The organism is Arthrobacter sp. MYb213 (genome assembly GCF_002979915.1).
In the GTDB taxonomy this organism is placed as follows: Bacteria; Actinomycetota; Actinomycetes; order Actinomycetales; family Micrococcaceae; genus Glutamicibacter.
This window is the reverse complement of the sequence record NZ_PCQA01000006.1, coordinates 216259-234582: the sequence shown is the minus strand read 5'-3', so window position 1 is coordinate 234582 and position 18324 is coordinate 216259. Positions and strand designations below refer to the sequence as shown.

At 58.1% G+C, this 18324-nt stretch carries 18 protein-coding genes; 7 read left to right on the top strand and 11 right to left on the bottom strand.

The genetic code is table 11. The features are described 5' to 3' along the window. Window positions 1-143: 143 nt before the first annotated feature. A complete protein-coding gene (locus tag CQ011_RS14900) occupies window positions 144-1094 on the bottom strand; it encodes a beta-ketoacyl-ACP synthase III (RefSeq protein WP_105678486.1) in 951 nt (316 codons plus the stop codon). 252 nt (window positions 1095-1346) lie between these two features. On the opposite strand from CQ011_RS14900, the gene CQ011_RS14895 reads away from it, so the two are divergent. Genes CQ011_RS14895 through CQ011_RS14885 form a run of 3 tightly spaced genes read left to right on the top strand, consistent with a single transcriptional unit; the run spans window position 1347 to window position 3423 of the window. Beyond that, window positions 1347-2009: a tyrosine-protein phosphatase gene (locus tag CQ011_RS14895; RefSeq protein WP_105678485.1), complete on the top strand. Its 663-nt coding sequence runs from the start codon at window positions 1347-1349 to the stop codon at window positions 2007-2009. Further along, on the top strand, window positions 2006-2866 hold the full coding sequence (locus CQ011_RS14890; protein ID WP_146112638.1) for a metallophosphoesterase family protein: 861 nt from the start codon (window positions 2006-2008) through the stop codon (window positions 2864-2866). The genes CQ011_RS14895 and CQ011_RS14890 overlap by 4 nt, the downstream gene beginning before the upstream one ends. Continuing rightward, complete coding sequence (locus tag CQ011_RS14885; protein WP_105678483.1) at window positions 2863-3423, top strand: histidine phosphatase family protein; 561 nt, start codon at window positions 2863-2865, stop codon at window positions 3421-3423. Before CQ011_RS14890 ends, CQ011_RS14885 begins: the two co-directional genes overlap by 4 nt. A gap of 75 nt (window positions 3424-3498) precedes the next feature. Here the strand turns inward: CQ011_RS14885 and CQ011_RS14880 are convergent, their stop codons facing one another. The 3 genes from CQ011_RS14880 to CQ011_RS14870 are packed head-to-tail and all read right to left on the bottom strand — an operon-like array spanning window position 3499 to window position 6022. Next, a complete protein-coding gene (locus tag CQ011_RS14880; RefSeq protein ID WP_105678482.1) occupies window positions 3499-4668 on the bottom strand; it encodes an acetyl-CoA C-acyltransferase in 1170 nt (389 codons plus the stop codon). Further along, window positions 4665-5318 (bottom strand): 3-oxoacid CoA-transferase subunit B, encoded by a 654-nt coding sequence (locus CQ011_RS14875; protein WP_219844221.1) that lies wholly within the window; start codon window positions 5316-5318, stop codon window positions 4665-4667. Before CQ011_RS14875 ends, CQ011_RS14880 begins: the two co-directional genes overlap by 4 nt. After that, window positions 5318-6022: a CoA transferase subunit A gene (locus CQ011_RS14870; RefSeq protein ID WP_105678544.1), complete on the bottom strand. Its 705-nt coding sequence runs from the start codon at window positions 6020-6022 to the stop codon at window positions 5318-5320. Before CQ011_RS14870 ends, CQ011_RS14875 begins: the two co-directional genes overlap by 1 nt. A 150-nt stretch (window positions 6023-6172) precedes the next feature. Between CQ011_RS14870 and CQ011_RS14865 the strand changes: the two genes are divergently transcribed. Next, window positions 6173-6961, top strand: coding sequence for an IclR family transcriptional regulator (locus CQ011_RS14865; RefSeq protein ID WP_105678480.1), 789 nt, complete (start codon window positions 6173-6175; stop codon window positions 6959-6961). A 69-nt stretch (window positions 6962-7030) separates the two neighbouring features. Further along, window positions 7031-8131 (top strand): D-TA family PLP-dependent enzyme, encoded by a 1101-nt coding sequence (locus tag CQ011_RS14860; protein ID WP_105678479.1) that lies wholly within the window; start codon window positions 7031-7033, stop codon window positions 8129-8131. Here the strand turns inward: CQ011_RS14860 and CQ011_RS14855 are convergent. Continuing rightward, window positions 8128-9804 carry a nuclease-related domain-containing DEAD/DEAH box helicase gene (locus CQ011_RS14855; protein WP_105678478.1) on the bottom strand — a complete coding sequence of 559 codons (1677 nt, stop codon included), beginning with the start codon at window positions 9802-9804 and terminating at the stop codon, window positions 8128-8130. The genes CQ011_RS14860 and CQ011_RS14855 overlap by 4 nt on opposite strands. 91 nt (window positions 9805-9895) lie before the next feature. Then, window positions 9896-10795: a LysR family transcriptional regulator gene (locus CQ011_RS14850; protein WP_105678477.1), complete on the bottom strand. Its 900-nt coding sequence runs from the start codon at window positions 10793-10795 to the stop codon at window positions 9896-9898. 84 nt (window positions 10796-10879) lie between these two features. Between CQ011_RS14850 and CQ011_RS14845 the strand changes: the two genes are divergently transcribed. Continuing rightward, entirely contained in the window at window positions 10880-11806 is a 927-nt protein-coding gene (locus tag CQ011_RS14845) for an EamA family transporter (protein WP_181148144.1), read from the top strand. Between the two features lie 106 nt (window positions 11807-11912). Beyond that, window positions 11913-13601: a long-chain-fatty-acid--CoA ligase gene (locus CQ011_RS14840; protein ID WP_105678476.1), complete on the top strand. Its 1689-nt coding sequence runs from the start codon at window positions 11913-11915 to the stop codon at window positions 13599-13601. Window positions 13602-13813: 212 nt separating this feature from the next. On the opposite strand, the gene CQ011_RS14835 is transcribed toward CQ011_RS14840, so the two are convergent. From CQ011_RS14835 to CQ011_RS14815, 5 genes are all read right to left on the bottom strand, one after another. Further along, a complete protein-coding gene (locus CQ011_RS14835) occupies window positions 13814-14380 on the bottom strand; it encodes a type II toxin-antitoxin system RelE family toxin (RefSeq protein ID WP_105678475.1) in 567 nt (188 codons plus the stop codon). Then, window positions 14377-14685 (bottom strand): type II toxin-antitoxin system Phd/YefM family antitoxin, encoded by a 309-nt coding sequence (locus CQ011_RS14830; RefSeq protein WP_105678474.1) that lies wholly within the window; start codon window positions 14683-14685, stop codon window positions 14377-14379. Before CQ011_RS14830 ends, CQ011_RS14835 begins: the two co-directional genes overlap by 4 nt. Before the next feature lie 314 nt (window positions 14686-14999). Further along, a complete protein-coding gene (locus CQ011_RS14825) occupies window positions 15000-16592 on the bottom strand; it encodes a dipeptide ABC transporter ATP-binding protein (RefSeq protein WP_105678473.1) in 1593 nt (530 codons plus the stop codon). Beyond that, a complete protein-coding gene (locus tag CQ011_RS14820) occupies window positions 16589-17386 on the bottom strand; it encodes an ABC transporter permease (protein ID WP_105678472.1) in 798 nt (265 codons plus the stop codon). Before CQ011_RS14820 ends, CQ011_RS14825 begins: the two co-directional genes overlap by 4 nt. Then, window positions 17383-18315 carry an ABC transporter permease gene (locus tag CQ011_RS14815; protein ID WP_105678471.1) on the bottom strand — a complete coding sequence of 311 codons (933 nt, stop codon included), beginning with the start codon at window positions 18313-18315 and terminating at the stop codon, window positions 17383-17385. Before CQ011_RS14815 ends, CQ011_RS14820 begins: the two co-directional genes overlap by 4 nt. Window positions 18316-18324 lie beyond the last annotated feature (9 nt).

Here is an 18324-nt window from a genome sequence, read left to right as displayed (position 1 = left end):
GGCGGTTTTGATGCCGTGGAGGAGAACTAAACACCAACAAGGAGCGTAGGACGCTTGAAATAGCGCTGAAGATGCATGGAGAGCTCAAAGCGATGGGCATGCACAGGCTCAAGCCCGTGCATACCCTCTGCGGTAAATTGCGCTTAAGGAATGGTGATGATCTGTCCGGCGTAGGACAGGCCGCCACCAAAGGCGAAGAGCAAAGCCTTGTCGCCCGAGGCCAGAGGCTCATCGGAAGCCATCAGCTTGGACAGCGCCAGCGGCATTGAGGCGGCCGAGGTGTTGCCGGAGTAGACCACGTCGGTGGCCACGCGAGCGTTCGGTGCACCGATCTTCTCGGCCAGCGGCTCGATGATGCGCAGGTTAGCCTGGTGCAGGATGATCGCATCCAGGTCTTCGGGCTTCATGCCCGCACGGTCGATGATCTTCGAAGCGATCTTTGGCAGCTGGGTGACGGTCCAGCGGTAAACGCTCTGCCCATTCTGCGCGAACTTCATGTCGTTGTCCGCCTCGATGCGTACCGCGTCGGACAGCGAAGGAACCGAACCCCAGACCACGGGCGAAATTTCTGCGGTGTCCGAGGCGGTAATGATGAATGCCCCGGCGCCGTCCGCGGTCAACACGCAGGTGCTGCGATCGGTGAAATCGGTGTAATCGGTGAGCATTTCCGAGCCGATCACAAGTGTCTTGGTGGCACTGCCGGCGGCGATGGCACCCTGTGCCATGCCTACCGCGTGAGCGAACCCGGAGCAGGCGGCGTTCAGATCCATGGTGGCCGGACCCTGATCCATGCCAAGACCTAGGGCTACGCGGGCGGCCATATGCGGGGTGCGATCCGTCGCGGTGCAGGTGGCGACGATGATCAGGTCGATGTCTTCGGCGTTGATGTCCGGGGCATTGTCCAAAGCCATCTTTGCAGCCTTGATCGCCATCGAATCAACGGTCTCGACGCCGGTTCCCCAGCGACGCTCTTGAATCCCTACGCGGCGGGTAATCCACTCGTCGCTGGTCTCGACCAGCGTTTCCAACTCGGTGTTGGGTACGATGCGCTCAGGCTGGAAATGGCCAAAGGCTACGACTTTGCTGCCGGTCATGAGTTTAACTCCTTGGGAAATGAACACTCTTGCTCTCAAGGTTAGTCGTTTTAGAGCCTACTTGCCGTTCACAACGGACTCGAGCGCCGGGCCAATATGGCAAAAACCGGCTCAACGCCCGCAAAACCGGCCAGATTAACCGTTTTTCTCGGTAGGTTCATGACGCGGTGGCTCATCGTTCATCTGCCGGCCAACCCACTGCGGTGCAATGGTGGGAAGCATTGCACAAGGAATTGAGGCAAGGGGAGCACGATGTCACCACTACAGGTCGCAACTGCCGAACTCACGAGCCTGCGCCCGGTTCCGGGGTTCGGAACAAAAACCATTTACCGCGGTGTGGCACCACAAGCCACGGACGCCGCATACGCCGGGCAACTGAGCGAGCGCGGAATAACCACGCTGATTGATCTGCGTGAACCAAGCGAAATTTCACGCGAACCACTGGTGGACATCCCCGGGCTACGCTACCGCGGGATCCCGCTCTATTGTGGGCAAAATCCTAACGATCGAACACTGAGTCAGAACCAGCGGATCTTGCTCGATGGCCGTGGGGCACGCCTGATTGCGGCCCTAAGAGTGATCGCGCAGCCGGCGCAGGGAAACACCGCGGTGATCTGCCGCAGCGGTGGAAAACGCACCGGGCTGGTGATCGCGTTACTGCTCGAAGCGATGGGAGTTGCGCGCGAATTGATCATCGCGGACTATGCGTCTGCGGTTCGTGAACCGGGTTATGGTCTGCCCGGAGAAGTCGCGGCGACCATAAATGACACCCTGGATTGGCTGGTTGAAAGTTATGGGTCGGTGACCGGCTACCTGCTGAGCAAGGGGTTGGCCGGGGCCGAACTTCATCGACTGCTGGAGCTAGGCACCGATGCACCAGCAAGCACCGTGTGGCCGCTGGCGGCCAGCTCATGAAAAGGCTCAATGTGGTGCAGCTCAGTGACCCGCACCTGTGTGCCGAGGGAAAACTACTGCACGGCACCATCGACGCCTGGGCACGTTTGCGCGCGGCATTGCATTCGGCCAAACATTTTAATCCCGACGTGGTGGTGGTGACCGGGGATATTGCTGACCGCGGGGCACCGATCCACGGCCGGGCGGCCAAACTTTTCGCCAAGTTCCAAGACAAGCTTGGCTGCCCGATCATTACCGTGCCTGGCAACCACGACCCGCAAGATTCAATCAACGAGGCGTTTAACGTTTACCGGCTCTCAACCGGACCGCGCATCGCAAACACCGTCCACGAGATCAACGGGCTACGCATCATCGGGTTAGATAGCGGCGGCTATCGCGAATCTCAGGGGTGGCTGGATCTGGATCAGCTGCAGTGGCTCTCGGGCCTGTTGCGGGTCCCGGCGCCGCGTGGTTCGCTCATTGCTTTGCACCACCCGCCGGTGGATTCGATGAATGAGCGAATGATCGGACGCGGACTAGCGAATCCCCAGGATCTTGCGCTGGTACTGAGCGGCAGTGACGTGCGCGGTATCCTGTGCGGACATTTTCACCAGGCTGGCGTGGGACAGCTCAAGGGCACCAACGTTTACATGGCGCCGGCGACCTCGTATAACACCGACGTGTACGCGCCCCAGCAGTTCCTTAGCGGGCCCGAAGGCTCGTGGTTCTCGCTGCTCCAGATCGATTCGCACTCGATGAGCAGCACCCCGATCCCGGTACGCCACGGATCACGTAAACCTAAAAACCAGCAGGCAAGCACCACTAAAAACGCAACACGCGCCAGAATTCCGGCGCATTCGAAAGGTAGAACACCATGAATGCAGCAGAGATCGTCTTCGTGAGGCACGGAGAAACCGAATCCAACCGGGCAGGACGCTTGCAAGGACGCAGCGACCTACCGATGAATGAAACCGGACGACGCCAGGCAACCGGCGCGGCGCTGGAACTTGCCGGAACCGGTCCCTGGGATGTGGTGGTATCGTCCCCGTTATTCCGTGCCCGGCAATCCGCGCAGATCATCGCGGATCTGCTCGGAGCTCCGCGTGTGCAAGAGTTTCCGGAACTGATGGAGCGCGATTACGGCGACGCGGAGGGCACCGTCGTCACCGGGTTGAGCGAGGAAAACGTGCGACGCCTCATGGACCTAGGGGAGAGCGAAGAACATCTGGTGGAACGCGCCATTAATGTGTTGTTCAAAATCAGTGTGCAACATCCGGGCCAGCGTGTGGTGGTGGTCAGTCACGGCTCGCTGATCCGTTCGGTGCTCAGCGCACTGCATGGAACTCGACATGAGTGGGTGCCTAATGGTCAGGTACTGCGCGTGGAAGCTCAGCTACTGACAGATCATGTGGCTCGCGAGCCGCTGTGGCACTAGGGCAATAAACGGTCAAAACCCCACGTTGAACTTCAACGTGGGGTTTTGTGCGTCAACGCGACGAGTCGCCGGTGATTAGAGCGAACGCAGCACTACCGCGGTGCCCTGACCGCCGCCACCACAGATGCCTACCGCACCTAGGGACCCGGAACCGAGCTCCTGAAGCTGACGGGCTAGCGTGCCGATAATACGTGCACCGGAAGCACCGATGGGGTGGCCCAATGCGATGGCTCCACCGTGTGGGTTCACGATCTCGGGGTTGATCCCCAAAGTTGCGGTGGACTGCACGGCCACGGCCGCGAAAGCCTCATTGATCTCGACAACCTGCAGGTCCGCGGCTTTTGCGTCGGCCTTGGCCAGCGCGGTGTTGATTGCGTTGGAGGGCTGATCATGCAGGGTGCGGTCCGGTCCTGCAACAAATGCGTGAGACAAGATCTCGGCCATAGGAGTTAGTCCTAGGCGTTTGATTGCCGCATCTGAAGCGAGCACTACAGCTGCCGCGCCGTCGGTGATCTGCGAGGAGTTACCCGCGGTGACGGTGCCATCCTTGGCGAAGGCGGCACGCAAGCCGCCGAGGGACTCAACGGTGGTCTGCGGGCGGATTCCATCATCGTTACTGTGCACGGTCTCGCCCTTGCGGGTGGTGATGGTGAACGGTGCGATTTCGCCGGCGAAAAATTCTTCTGACGCGGCAGCACGCTGGTGCGAGTGCGCCGCGACGGTGTCCTGAGATGCACGGTCCAGCTTCAAGGTGGTGTTGTGTTCCTCGGTGGATACGCCCATAGAGCGTTTCTCGTGGGCGTCGGTGAGTCCGTCGTATTCCAAGGTGTCGATCATTTCGATGGCGCCGTACTTGGTGCCGGCGCGGGCGCGCTGCACATGCGGGGCCAAAGACATCGACTCCTGGCCGACGGCCAAGACCACATCTACCTCGCCGCTGTTGATCAAACGCTCTCCGGCCACTACCGCCTCGGCGCCGGAAAGGCAGACCGCGTTGAGCGTGATTGCCGGGACATCGAGCCCAATGCCTGCACCGATGGAGGTCTGCCGTGCAGGGTTCTGTCCGGCGCCGGCTTGCAACACCTGACCGGCAAAAACGCGTTGCACTTCGCTCGGATCAACTCCGGCACGTTCCAATGCTGCCTTGGCGGCGTGGGCGCCTAGCTCGGTGGCCGGGATGGCCGCGAGTGCACCGTTAAATTTCATGAAAGGGGTGCGTGCGTAACCTACAATTTTGACGCTCATGCTGTGAGGTCCTCCTGGAGTTCTACGGTGAATTTCGCTGAGGTGATGTCCTTGATGCTGTCCGGGGTTTCCCCCGGTGCTACCTGACGCAACACCAGTTTGGCATTAATGATGTCAAAAACCGCGCGGTCGGTGATGATTCGATTCACTACGCCCACACCGGTCAGTGGAAGATCGCAGGACTCGACGATCTTGGAGGTGCCATCCTTGGCGACGTGGTCGGTGAGCACAATGACTCGCGGGGTACCGGCGACCAGATCCATGGCTCCGCCCATGCCCTTGACCAGTTTGCCCGGGATGGTCCAGTTGGCCAGGTCGCCGTTAGCTGCGACCTGTAAGGCACCCAAAATCGCGGTTTGCACATGCCCGCCGCGGATCATGCCAAAAGAGGTGGCCGAGTCGAAGAAGCTGCCACCGGGCAGGATGGTGACGGTCTGCTTGCCCGCGTTGATCAGGTCAGCGTCCTCTTCGCCTTCGAAGGGGAAAGGGCCCATACCCAGCAGCCCGTTTTCACTTTGCAGCTTCACCGAGACACCTTCGGGCAGGTTGTTCGCTACCAAGGTGGGGATACCGATGCCGAGGTTTACATATTGCCCATCGGTTAGTTCACTGGCGGCCAGGGCAGCCATTTGATCTCTGGTCCACATGATTAGGCCTCCTGCTTGGGGCGGACGGTGCGCTGTTCGATGTCCTTAACGTCGTCGGTGTCGACGAGGGTCTGGACGAAAATTCCGGGGGTTTCCACTAATGATGGGTCGAGGTAACCGTCAACGATTTCCTCTGCCTCGGCGAAGGTGTGCTTACCGGACATGGCGACCATCGGGTTGAAGTTCTTCGAGGTCATTCGGTAACGCAGGTTACCTTCGCTATCGGCTTGGTGCGCACGTACCAGGGCGATGTCTGCGACGATGCCGCGCTCTAAGATGGCAGGTTTCCCGTCGAAATCCATCACCTCTTTGCCCTCGGCGATGGGGGTGCCCACCCCCGTGGGAGTGTAGAAGGCCGGTACGCCCACGCCGCCTGCACGGAGGCGTTCGGCCAGCGTGCCCTGCGGTACAAATTCGACCTCTAAGTCACCGTTGAGGAACTGTTGGGCGAAAAGTTTGTTTTCCCCAACATATGAGGCGAGTACCTTGGCCACCTGTTTGTTTTCCAACAGGACGCCTAAGCCCTTGCCGTCGACGCCCATATTGTTGGAAACAATGGTCAGGTTTTTGGCGCCGGAGTCGCGTAACGCGGTGATCAGCCGGTTGGGAATGCCGCTGAGCCCAAAGCCGCCCACGGCAATGATCATTCCATCTTTGACCACCGCGGCAAGTTCCCTCGCGGCGTCCTCACGATACTTCGTTGACATCTTCATACCCTATCCGTCCACAATATGGATTTGAGTGTTGCTTAACTTAGACCGTAGTAACTCCAAGTAGATAGCTCAATAGTTCTGCGTGAACTGCTCAATATTGCTCGATAGGTGATGATCTATCCGTAAATCGTTCATAATGTGGATATGAGTAAAACTCCTGCCGGTGCCCAAGTAGTCGGACGCTTGGCTGCGGTATTGCGAACGGTCAGTACCTCGATGCCCCAAGGGATCACCACCACTGAGGTCGCCCGGCATACCGGATTAGCTAGACCTACCGTGCACCGACTACTCTCGGCGCTGACCGCCGAAGGATTCTGCGACCACGACCACCAAGCTGGACGCTGGCTGCTGGGGCCAGAACTATATTTGATGGGCGCGGTAGCCGCAGAACGCTACGACATCAGCGAGTTGGCTCGCGTACACGTCGCGGCGCTCGCCGAAGAAACTGGGGAGAGCGCATTTCTGTCCGCCCGCCGTGGCGACGAAACAGTCTGCCTATTGCGTCAAGATGGTGCCTTCCCGATCCGTTCATTTGTGCTCTATGAAGGACGAAGATTCCCGTTAGGGGTAGCCTCGGCGGGCATCGCCATCTTGGCATTCCTGCCCGAAGAGGCGATGGAGCGCTACCTCGAATCCAGCAATTTGGTGGCCGAATATGGTCAGGCGCACGGTGCCGAGCAGGTGCGAAGCAAGATTGATCAAACTCGTACGTTGGGGTATTCGTTGAACCCAGGGTTGATCGTGGAAGGCAGCTGGGGCATTGGCGCCGCGGTTTTTGATGCCTCCGGGCAGCCTGCCTGGGCATTGAGTTTAACCGGGATCGAGTCACGCTTCGAACCCTCCCGCCAAGAAGCCTTAGGGAAATTACTACTGCATCATGCCCACGAACTTTCGATGAAGTTACGTGGCACCGCGCTTTCGGGGCAACGATAACTTGCGATGGGCTTGAGGCAGGTAACGTACAAGATGGATCATCGGTAGGTGTTGAGAAAGTTGGCGTTTATGACTGGGCTCCCGCAGGGATTGTTAACTCCGCAGATCTTGATAGATCTTGATATTTTAGACCGGAATATCGATCGGGTAGCCAAGAATGTCGCCGCCAAGGGGTTAGCGCTACGCCCACACGCCAAGACACATAAGATGCATGAGATTGCCGGGCGTCAGCTGGAGGCCGGAGCCGTGGGGCTAACCGTTGCCACCATTGGTGAGGCGCTAACTTTTGCATTGCATGGCGTGGGTGATCTGTTTGTGGCCTACCCACTGTGGGTTTCCGATGCGCAAGCCAAGCGGATCCGCGAACTACTGAGCTACGTCAAACTTTCCCTCGGTACCGATTCAATTGCCGCGGTTCAACAGCTTGCCCGTCAGCTCGCTGATAAAAAAGACAAACTTGGGCTGATGATCGAGATCGACAGCGGACATCATCGCAGTGGTGTGCTGCCAGGTGAAGCGCTCGACGTTGCTCGGGCCGCTCGTGAAGCTGGCCTGAACGTCATCGGAATCTTCACCTTTCCGGGCCATAGTTACGCCCTGGGAAAGCCCCAAGAAGTCACAGACCAAGAGCAGTATGCGCTCGGTGAAGCGGCCGCGTTGCTGCGTGCGGACGGTTTCGAGCTCAAACGTATCAGTGGGGGATCAACTCCCACCGCGGAATTAGCGAATAATGATCTGCTCACCGAAGTGCGTCCCGGAGTGTATGTTTTTGGTGATGCGCAACAGTTTGAGTTGGGACGTTGCCGTTGGGAAGACCTTGCGCTCAGCGTAGCCTCCACGGTGATCAGCCGCCATGAGGGTGATGAGCAGAATCCGCGCAGAATCGTTGTGGATGCGGGAAGTAAAATTCTTGGCTCGGACAGGCCTGGTTGGGCGTCCGGTTTTGGTCGGATTCTTGAAAATCCGGAGGCACGGATCAGCGCTATCTCTGAACATCACGCAACCATAATCTGGCCCGAGGGGCAGCGACTTCCGGAGCATGGGGAGCAGCTACGGGTCATTCCAAACCATGTGTGCGTGACAGTGAATCTGGTCGATCAGGTCTTAGTGGTGCGAGATGGCGAAGTGGTCGAAGAATGGGATGTGGCGGCCCGCGGGTTGAACTTCTAGGGAGACCAAGGTGTTGCCGAGGTGAGGGCTGCATGAAGTTCGGTGCCGCAGGCTTCATCAATTAGTTCCTTGTCACCGACGACCACCAGCAAACTTCGGGCGCGCGAGAGCCCCACATAGAGTTGCTCGACCGCACGCGACATATCTTTAAACCCATTAACGCACAGCACCACTACCGACCGTTCTAGGCCTTTGAAGCCGAGCACGTGCCCGTAGAATTCTTCCTCATTCGCATGGAAGGCCGGCCAATATGCCGAATCTATGGTGTTTAGATCGTAGTGTTCCTGATGGATAGGGTGGCGTCGGTTGGTGGTGAGCAGCGCAATCTGGTTGTTCGCCCATCCCTCTTCGATCAGTGGATCAACACAGTCCGAGGCCAGTTCTACCGCGTCCTCGGTGGCGCAGGAAACGAACCGTACCGGCATGCCCTGACCGCCGCGGGGCTTGACCTGATCTCCAGCAAGATTCTTGAAGGTTTGCGCAATGCGTCGGGTGTTGCGCAGGTTGTCATCAACATGAATTGGAACCAGCGCGGCCGCGGGGCCAAAGCTTGCTCCCAGGTCCTCACCGTTCCAGCGCCGATACACGTTTTGCCGCACATCCATGAAGGCATAAATTTTGCCCTGTAACGGGTCTTTGGTACAGGCCAGTAGCGCTTCCCACCATTCGGGGGCAAAGTCTTGAGCCTCATCGACGATGATCGCGTCGAGTTTCTGCGCTTCGGGAAGTTTCAGCGCCAGCTCGCGCAATAGCCGGGGCATTTGCACATCAAAATAGTCTTGTCCGGTGCCATCGGGCACCCCGAGGCTGCGCGCATACTCGTGGAACTCTCCCACATGTACGGGCTTATTCTGGCGCCAAGAGCCGACCTGCTTTTTCAGGTAGTGGCCAAGACCCTTGTTGTAGCAAAAGAGTCCCACCCGCTCGTTATCCTTGGCCAACTGCTTGGCCTTTTCAACTGCCATCCAGGTTTTACCGCTCCCGGCGCCACCAATAAATCTCACTCGGGGAAGCGAACGTGTGGCGCTTAGCAAAATAGCTTGGCGTGCGGTGAGATGCTCTTGAAGATCCTCATTTTCCAACGCCTCGGAGGCCTGTAAATGCTCGGGTGCAAAGTCGGCAGCGAGGTGCCGGCAGATGCGGTCCGCAAAGGCTGGCGCCAGGGCGGAATAACCGCCACCTTGTTCTTGGATCGCACGGCGCACGGAATTGGCGCTGTGCAGGAGATCTTTTTGATCCATTAATAGATCACGCGGAAGATCTGCCTTCGCCCAGTCCGCTGGAACTTCTGTGTAGGGAAGACAGACTATATGGGCAAAACGGCTGTTCAACGGGGTGCCGGTCTGCTCAGCTATCCACTTCTTAAACGCATGGGAGGCGCTTTGCACCTGGGCCATCGGGTCTTTCATCGGGTGCCGGCCCTTGGCATCTGACTGATACCAGGCGCCATTTTCCACACCGACTAACCCGCCCTTGACCTCGATGGCGGCAAGACCGACCCCGGGCCACAAGATGAGCAGGTCAATCTCGTGCTCCACGGCGCCGTGGCGCACCGATACCGAATGGGCAAGGACCGCGTCATCGGGCAAAGAAAGACGCAGCTGTTCCCACACCGCCTTTTCAGCCGACTGGCCATCTGAAAATTCTGGCTCCTGCGGAATGCAGTGGACCATCGATCCCCCTCGAATAAGATGCGCTTGGTCGAAGTCTATGTGGCGGGCACTACATTTTCGTGGCTCCTGCGGTAGGTCCCGGACATAATTCCTATTCTCCGCGCAGTCGCTGGAGAACTAGAGCCAAGGCCGGCCAGGTGCTTCGTCCTTGACGGGTGCGGGCGTAGGCGCGCAGCTCGAGGTTCGGATTGGCTAACTGCAAAATGGTCAGCCCCTGGCGCGGTGGACGATCACGCGGAAGCAGGCCCACACCAAGATTTGCCAAGATAAGGTCTTCCACCAGATCGAGGCTGTCGGACTGGTGACGCATCGTCGGCTCGAAGCCGGACATTGAGGAGATCAGTCGCAACACCTTCTCGTCGGCGATATTGCGTGAATTGCCAATCCAGTCATGCTGCGCGAAGGCGGCAAAGACGGTTGCGGCGTCCGCAGCGAGGGGGTGCGAGGTGAACGGCGTTGCCAGCGCCGAAGGAACGCCCAAACCCCACTCGTTACTCCACAAGGCGAGCGTTTCCACTCCCGGGGCCACCTGCTCCGGGGACAAGTTGTAGTCATAGGTCAGCGCCAGATCTATGCCATCGACGGCTAACTGGTTCAGCGCCTCGGCGGGTTCATGTTCGAGCACCACAATATCTACCCGCGGATGGTGCACGGCCAAATCCTCAATAATCGGCATCAAGGACCGGCGAATCGCTGTCGCAAATCCGGCCACGCGCACCGTTCCGGCAGGCTCAGCTTCGGAATCAAGACTCAGGCGTGCCGAATCGACGGCAGCCAAAATACTGCGGGCATGTTCGGCAAGCCGCAGACCGGCCGGAGTTAGCCGCACCCCACGACCTTCCGATTCGATGAGAGTGACGCCTACATCTCGGGAAAGCTGCGCGATTTGTTGGGAGACCGTGGAGGTGGTGGCACCCAGGATGTCTGCCACTGCGCGCATCGAGCCCATGCGTGATAGTTCGTAGAGGTACTGTAAACGGCGGGTTTCCATAAAGTCATTGTCCATGATTACCGAATGGTGTGTTCGAGATTCTCGCGTGGACGCGAATAGCCGGCGTGAGTTCTACTGGTAATTATGAACTTCCGGTCAGTACCCGCACCCAGCTCCGCCTCGATGGGCTCAATGATGGCCTTCGGCGCGATGAGTTGTGTCCAATTGGGACTGGCCGCCTCTATCGTCTTGGCTGAGAACATTGGTTCCGAGGCCGTTGCCTGGTTGCGCCTAGCCTGGGCCGCGGTCATTCTGGTTGTTATTGCCCGACCTTGGAAGCTCAAATTCACTCGAAACACGTTGATGATCTGCGCGCTTTTGGGTCTGGCTACCGCAGGTATGACGGTGAGCTTCATGAAGTCAGTGGAGACCATTGCACTGGGCACCGCCAGCGCACTTGAATTTATGGGTCCGCTAGCGGTGGCAATTATTCAAGGCCGTGGCTCCGCCCGGTGGTGGGCTGTGATCGCCGCGCTAGGCGTACTTGGATTGACCGAACCGTGGCATGGTGCGGTAGATCTGACCGGCGTGCTCTATGCCTTGGGTGGAGCTGTCTGCTGGGCGGTGTATGTGCTGCTGACCCAACGAGCCGGGGACGCGGTCGAGGGTGTCGGCGCCTTGGCGGTATCAATGCCAGTGGCCGCCATCGCTGCAACGTTCATGGTAGGTCCGGGCGTGCTTGCTGCCATTGACATGCAGACCCTGGTTATCGGTGTGGGACTGGCATTGTTATTGCCGGTGATCCCGTTTAGTTTGGAAATCTTCGCATTGCGCCGGCTAACCACCGCGGCCTTCGGCACGCTGATGTGCCTGGAACCGGCCATCGCGATGACCGTTGGACTACTGATCTTGCACCAGGTGCCACGTCCCGCCGCGATAGTGGGCATTGCGCTGGTAATTTTGGCAGGAATCGGTGCCACTCGCACCGGCCAGCGTGTGCCGAAAAGTATTGATTCACCTGCCGTAATTTCGCTGGCCCCGGTCGCCGAAGATCATTCGCAACCCCACTAAATCCCGGCAGGGCCCGGCTTTCCCGGCAGTCAGTTGAATAGAAATTTTGCGAGATTCAGCCTCGACGTTTAACCCGAAACCATCGGTATCGGGCATGATTAGAGTCATGGATAATACTGCCGCACCGGCCTGGGTAGCTAACTATCAGCCAGGCGTTCCTGCACAGATTGAGCTTCCCACCGAATCGTTGAGCCATATGTTCGAGCGGTCCGTGCGCGAAGCCGGTCAGAGTCCGGCCACCGAATTCTTCGGTCGCCAGGTCAGCTACGCGGACCTTGGCGAACAAGTTTTGCAAGCAGCCGAAGGATTGCGCAAACTCGGTGTGAAAGCCGGAGACCGAGTGGCTCTCATCTTGCCGAATTGCCCACAGCACGTGGTCGCCTTTTATGCGGTGCTGCGTTTGGGCGCGGTCGTGGTGGAGCACAATCCGCTGTACACCTCTCGCGAACTTCGCCACCAGTTTGAAGACCACCAGGCACGCGTGGTCATCGCCTGGGACAAGGTAGTCTCCAGCGTGCAGAAGTTTCCCGGCGACGTGCAGATCGATACGATCATCGCGGTGAACCTGCTTGAAGCCTTCCCTGCGGTCAAGCGTATGGCCTTGAATCTTCCACTGAAAAAACTGCGTGAAACCAAAAAATCGTTGACCGCCCCCACCGCCGGCACCATGGCCTGGAAGCAGCTGTTGGCCTCCGGAAGCTTGGGCTCCGAGCATCCATTCCCAACCGTGGACGACCTTGCGGTTATCCAGTACACCTCGGGCACCACTGGACGCCCCAAGGGTGCGATGCTCACGCACTTCAACTTGTATTCCAACGCATTGCAGGGTGAAGCATGGATGGAAGGTGCGCAGCAGGGCAAGGAAATTCTCTACGCAATCCTGCCGATGTTCCACGCTTTTGGTATGACCTTGTATCTGACTTTCGGGATCAAGAAGCAAGGACTATTGGTGCTCTTCCCGAAGTTTGATCCGCAGCTAATCTTGGATGCCTGGAAGAAGTCTCCGGCCACCGTGTACTGCGCGGTTCCGCCCATTTATGAACGCACCGCGATGGCAGCCAAAGAGCAGGGTATCTCGTTGCGCTCGGCGAAGTACTGCATCTCTGGGGCGATGAACCTGCCAGATCACGTGGTGGAACTGTGGGAATCGATGTCCGGCGGCTTATTGGTGGAAGGCTACGGGATGACCGAGTCCTCGCCGGTGGCCTTGGGTAACCCATTTCATCCTTCGCGGCGTAACGGGACCATTGGAGTACCTTTCCCCTCGACCCTGATGAAGGTAGTCGACGTGGATGATCCGAGCCGAGAAGTAGCTCAGGGTGAACCAGGCGAATTACTGATCAAGGGACCACAGGTATTTGCGGGCTACTGGAACAACCCGGAAGAGACCGCAAAAACTCTGACCGAAGACGGCTGGCTGCACACCGGAGACGTGGTCACCGTGGACGAAGATGGCTTCACGCAGATTGTGGACCGGGCCAAGGAACTGATTATCACCGGCGGGTTTAACGTGTCACCGACTGAAGTTGAAAACGCACTGCGTCAACACGCAGATGTTGCGGACGCTGCGGTCTTCGGCAAGGCGCTGGAACGCGGGGGTGAAATGGTGGTGGCAGCGGTTCAACTCGACGAGGGGGCAACCTTGGATGAGGCGGCACTGCGCGAGCACTGCCGCGGTCAATTGGCCGCTTATAAGGTGCCTAAGCGCATCGTCGCTATCGAAGAGATGCCACGCTCCATGCTGGGCAAGATCTTGCGCAAGCAGGTCCGTGAAGAGTTCAGCGACAAAGTCTAAATCGAATTTACGGCTGATGGTGCCGCGGTTGCTAACGCAGCCGCGGCATTGCTGTCAGCAGGGTGGAAGGACACTACCTGCACCCCAATCTGCCATTGATTTCGGCATACGTTTAGGGTGTGATTTATAAGGTTTCCACGGTTCCTTCCACTTGACCCTGATAGGAACCGGCTCCGCCCGGATGCTCAATGTCTCTAGCGATACCTAGTGTTTTAATGACGAGGATTTTGGGACCAATGTTCCATGAGCAGTTTTTGGGCTTGTGGCTCTGTAAGTATCGAGATGTCTTGCGCCGACAGGTGCAGCTGATCTTTCAGCGCAGTCTCCATCCATCCTGGAATGCTTGGTGTCCTAGAGGGTTCGGCAGTCGCTTCGACCGATTCATAGAGTCTACCCATTTGGATGATGACATCTTTGAGTGGCTGAATCTTGGGATCATCGCCCATACGCGCAACGCGGGAAGTCAGCTCGTCATAGATAGCACCGTCTGAACGTGCCCCGACGGCCCACACTTCAGATATATCGAGTATGGGGGTCCCTGTGGCATCTACAGTGATGCGCCAAACGATTCTCCAGTCCCGATCGCCGACAACTAATTTTCGAAATCCAACCAGGGCGCCAAGGAGAGGCTCGCCAGCAGTAGGCGAATGCTCTAGCAGTAGCATGGTCTTAAATACGGCACGAAGAATGCTCGGGTCTTTTTTGTGTAGCCGGTACAGGTCAGCTACTGCGTCTTCGGTTAGTCGGACGATACACAACCGTTTTTGCGGTTGCTTCACGAACTTTTAGACGCGGTCTCTTGAGCGTTTTCTGCTTCAAGTTCTGAACGGCTTAAGCCAAATAATTCCATAGCTTGATCCAAACTAGTGCGCACACCACTATCAGTGGCAAAGCGGGCCATGACTAGCGCAGCCTCTCGTAGCAGCTCCCTATTGTGGCGTAATTCAGCGATTTCTTTGGCAGAGACTACTTCAGCCACGACTTTTCCATGCCGTGACAAGGGAACGTCGTGGCCAGCTTCTGCCGTAGCGATGAGCGCTGAAATCCCTGCCTTGGATGCTTCGGTGATACTGAGAGCGGTCATATAAAAACTATATAGATTTCTACCTAGATTTAGAATAGGAAGTGTCTCAATACCTATGGATGGTCAGAGCTTGGAGCGGAAAAGATCTCTCTGATGAGATCATTTTTCGTTCTCGGCACCGTGACGATCTGCTGATATAGGAGATATTTGAATGCGAAAATGACGGCCTTGTAAGCCCGCACAACGACGATGTCGCACCATCTGCTCTGCAATCTGATGATAAGAACTTGCTCGAAGCGATAAAAATTCTTGCGACCAGAGAAAATTGAAATCGCTGGCAACTTATTGAGCGATCGAGCGGACCAGCTACGGCGCTAACGCAGCCGCGGCATTGCTGTCAGTAGAGACCGGGTGTATTCATGCTGAGGGTCGCCGAAGACTTCCGCAGTGCTACCCTGCTCGACGATTCGGCCCTGATACATCACGGCTACCAAATCGCTCATATGCTCGATGACCGACAGATCATGGCTGATAAACAGATAACTGGTTCCGGTCTCTTGTTGTAATCGGTCCAGCAGATCCAAAATGGTTGCCTGAATCGAAACGTCCAAGGCGGAGACTGGTTCGTCGAGTACAAGTACCTGGGGTTCCGGTGCCAGCGCGCGGGCAATCGCCAGGCGTTGGCGTTGTCCACCGGAGAGTTCACGAGGATTACGCCCGCTTAATGCGGGATCCAACTCCACTTGTTCCAGTAGCCGGGCAACCTGGTCTTTGTATCCTGAGGCGCGCTTGCTGCGACCTGCAGATAACGCATCGGTGAGGATCTGGCCCACCGAGTAGCGCGGATCAAAAGAGCCCAATGGGTTCTGATAAATAGCGCCAATATTCTCTCGCAAGCTACGCCGGGCTGCTTCGCTGTGCGGGACGAAACGCTCACCGAGCAGGGTGACGCTGCCGGCATCCGGGCGTTCTAAGCCAAGAATCATCCGTGCAGTAGTGGTTTTTCCTGAACCAGATTCTCCCACCAGGCCTAGCGTCGAACCTCGGGGAAGCACAAAGCCCGCCTCGATCACGGCGGGGTGCTTTGCGAAGGACTTAGACAGGTTTTCTACGACCAAGGCGGGAGTGGTGTCCGGTTCGGTCGGCGGCAACTGGCGGGGTTCACTTGCTGTGGCCTTGATGCTCAAGGGAGCAAAGCGTGGCACCCCCGAAGGGATGGCCCGCAACAAAGTGCGCGTGTATTCATGTTGCGGGTGGTTCAAGATCTGTTCCGTGGTCCCGGACTCGACGATTTTTCCGGCTCGCATCACCGCGATGCGATCTGCCAGTTGGGCCACTTGAGCCAGATCGTGGCTGATCATCAATACAGCACGGCCCTCATTTTTGAGCGCTGCCAACTGCTTAAGTACTAGGGCTGCGAGGCGAGAATCCAGTGCGGTAGTGGCCTCGTCGGCGATGACAATTTGTGGGTCGCCAATCAGTGCTTGAGCGATCAGTACGCGCTGACGCATCCCACCGGAAAGCTGGGTGCTGCGCTGTTTCATGCGACGCTCGGGATCCGGCAGATCCACGGAGGCTAGAGCCTCGATCACCTGGACGCGGCGGGCTTTGCTGTTCAGCGTGCCGTGTTCTTTCAGGACATCTTCGATTTCACGTCCCACCGGGCGCAAGGGGTCTAAGGCCATCAGCGCATCTTGCAGAATCATGACCACCGAACTGCCACGGATTTTTTGCCAAGCCGGTTCGGTCAGCGTCAGCGCATCTTCTTGGCAGACCATGAGTTTCTCGGCGCTAACGGTTCCGCCGCTTAGCCCCAAGAGGCTGCGCGCGGTGACCGACTTTCCAGAACCCGATTCGCCCACCAACGCGAGGCATTCGCCCGCGTTGAGCTCAAAGGATACGTCGTTTACGGCTTGTTGGCCGGCAAAGCTGACGCAGAGATTGTCGACTGCGAGTAATGGATTCATAGGGCTTTCACCTTCCCGCCCAGGGCACGCCCAATCAGCGTGGCACCGGCGGCAACAACAACGATGGCAAGTCCCGGGAAGAAGCTGAGCCACCACGCAAGGTGTAGGTAGGTGCGTCCTGCCGAGAGCATCGCACCCCATTCGGGTGCCGGCGGGGGAGTACCTAGACCAAGGAATGACAGTGCGGCCGCCCAGATCACCGCTTGGCCGATACCCAAGGTGACCAGCGCGAGCAGCGGTTGCAACGCGTTCGGCACGAGGTGATTGCGGACCTTGAGCCAGGTGCCGCGGCCAAGTACGGTGGCGGCCTCTAACATTTCCGAGTTTTTCAAGGTGCGGATTTGGCTACGTACCAGCCGTGCGTACCCTGGGGCCGTGGATAAGCCCACCGCGACAATCGCCGGGCCCACTCCGGGGCCGGTAAAGGCGATGATCAGTAACGCCATAAGTAAGGAAGGAACCGAGTAGAGCGCTTCAAGCACCCGCAAGATCACCTCGTCGAGCCAGCGCGGGGCCAAAGCGGCCGCGGTTCCTAAGACTAAAGCCAAACCCATGCCCAGTGCGGTGGCGGCCAAACCAATGTAGAGCGAGTCTCCGGCACCGTGGATCACCCGGGTGAATACGTCACGGCCGGACTCGTCGGTGCCAAAAATGTGCGCGCCACTGGGTGCTTGAAAAGCTTGGGAGGGATTGATCGCCAGCGGATCCGCCGGAGCGATAAGAGCGGGGACAAACGCGGTGAGCACCCAGAAGAGAATGAAAAGTGAGCTGAGAATTTTTGCGGTACGGCTCATGATTCTGCCCCCGCCGGATCGATGAGTCGCTCGATGGCCTCGGTCAATGCCATCACCACGATATAAACAAGTGCAGAGAACAATGCGATGCCGGTGACCATGGGGATGTCACGGGCAAGTACCGCGGAAAGCAAGGACCGACCCAACCCTGGTCGGGCGAAGATTGCCTCGACGACCACGGCGCCGGAAAGTAGTGAAGAAAAAGCCCAACCGGTCAGTCCCAGCGCCGGCAACGCCGCATGGCGCAATCCGTGACGGCGGAACACGGTCAGCCGGCTTTCGCCGCGGGCGCGAGCGGCCAGCGCAAACTGGCTACCCATCGCGGTATTCAGCGAATCGCGCATCAGTTGAGTGAGGAACCCGGCCAGCGGAAGCGCCAAGGTGAGTACCGGTAAGACCAGTCCGGCCGGAGTTCCATTGGCGACGGCGGGAAGCCAACCGAGCATCGAGGAGAACAACATGATCAGTACCGCGCCGAGCCAAAAGTGCGGGACCGCGGCTGCCACAATCTCTACCGCGTTACCCAACAGCTGGCCGACTTTATTGGCGCGCATTGCGAGCAATGCAAAAAGTAAGGCCAGTAGCCAAGCCACCACCAGCGCCATTAGCGCCAGATTGATGGTTGGTGGCAGGACCTCGCCCATGATCTGCAGGACCGGGTCTTTGAAGGAGTAAGAGGTCCCGAAGTCCAAGCGGATGAGTTTGGCGAGGAACAAAAAATATTGGCTGATGATCGGCAGATCAAGACCATATTCGGAGCGGGCGTTGGCAAGAGCCTCGGCCGAAGCCTGTGACCCTGGACCACCCATGATCGCTTCGGCTGGGTCGCCGGGGATGAGGCGTACGCCGATAAAGATGGCGGTGGCAACCAGCCACAGCACCACCAGCGCGCCGCCAACCTTGCGACCCAACCAAGCGAGCAGTTTCATGATGAGGTG

Excerpts from the sequence above, each read along its gene's own strand:
- CQ011_RS14900 (WP_105678486.1), bottom strand. The coding sequence starts at position 1,094 with ATGACCGGCAGCAAAGTCGTAGCCTTTGGCCATTTCCAGCCTGAGCGC.
- CQ011_RS14895 (WP_105678485.1), top strand. The coding sequence starts at position 1,347 with ATGTCACCACTACAGGTCGCAACTGCCGAACTCACGAGCCTGCGCCCG.
- CQ011_RS14890 (WP_146112638.1), top strand. The coding sequence starts at position 2,006 with ATGAAAAGGCTCAATGTGGTGCAGCTCAGTGACCCGCACCTGTGTGCC.
- CQ011_RS14885 (WP_105678483.1), top strand. The coding sequence starts at position 2,863 with ATGAATGCAGCAGAGATCGTCTTCGTGAGGCACGGAGAAACCGAATCC.
- CQ011_RS14880 (WP_105678482.1), bottom strand. The coding sequence starts at position 4,668 with ATGAGCGTCAAAATTGTAGGTTACGCACGCACCCCTTTCATGAAATTT.
- CQ011_RS14870 (WP_105678544.1), bottom strand. The coding sequence starts at position 6,022 with ATGTCAACGAAGTATCGTGAGGACGCCGCGAGGGAACTTGCCGCGGTG.
- CQ011_RS14865 (WP_105678480.1), top strand. The coding sequence starts at position 6,173 with ATGAGTAAAACTCCTGCCGGTGCCCAAGTAGTCGGACGCTTGGCTGCG.
- CQ011_RS14860 (WP_105678479.1), top strand. The coding sequence starts at position 7,031 with ATGACTGGGCTCCCGCAGGGATTGTTAACTCCGCAGATCTTGATAGAT.
- CQ011_RS14855 (WP_105678478.1), bottom strand. The coding sequence starts at position 9,804 with ATGGTCCACTGCATTCCGCAGGAGCCAGAATTTTCAGATGGCCAGTCG.
- CQ011_RS14850 (WP_105678477.1), bottom strand. The coding sequence starts at position 10,795 with ATGGAAACCCGCCGTTTACAGTACCTCTACGAACTATCACGCATGGGC.
- CQ011_RS14845 (WP_181148144.1), top strand. The coding sequence starts at position 10,880 with ATGAACTTCCGGTCAGTACCCGCACCCAGCTCCGCCTCGATGGGCTCA.
- CQ011_RS14840 (WP_105678476.1), top strand. The coding sequence starts at position 11,913 with ATGGATAATACTGCCGCACCGGCCTGGGTAGCTAACTATCAGCCAGGC.
- CQ011_RS14830 (WP_105678474.1), bottom strand. The coding sequence starts at position 14,685 with ATGACCGCTCTCAGTATCACCGAAGCATCCAAGGCAGGGATTTCAGCG.
- CQ011_RS14825 (WP_105678473.1), bottom strand. The coding sequence starts at position 16,592 with ATGAATCCATTACTCGCAGTCGACAATCTCTGCGTCAGCTTTGCCGGC.
- CQ011_RS14820 (WP_105678472.1), bottom strand. The coding sequence starts at position 17,386 with ATGAGCCGTACCGCAAAAATTCTCAGCTCACTTTTCATTCTCTTCTGG.
- CQ011_RS14815 (WP_105678471.1), bottom strand. The coding sequence starts at position 18,315 with ATGAAACTGCTCGCTTGGTTGGGTCGCAAGGTTGGCGGCGCGCTGGTG.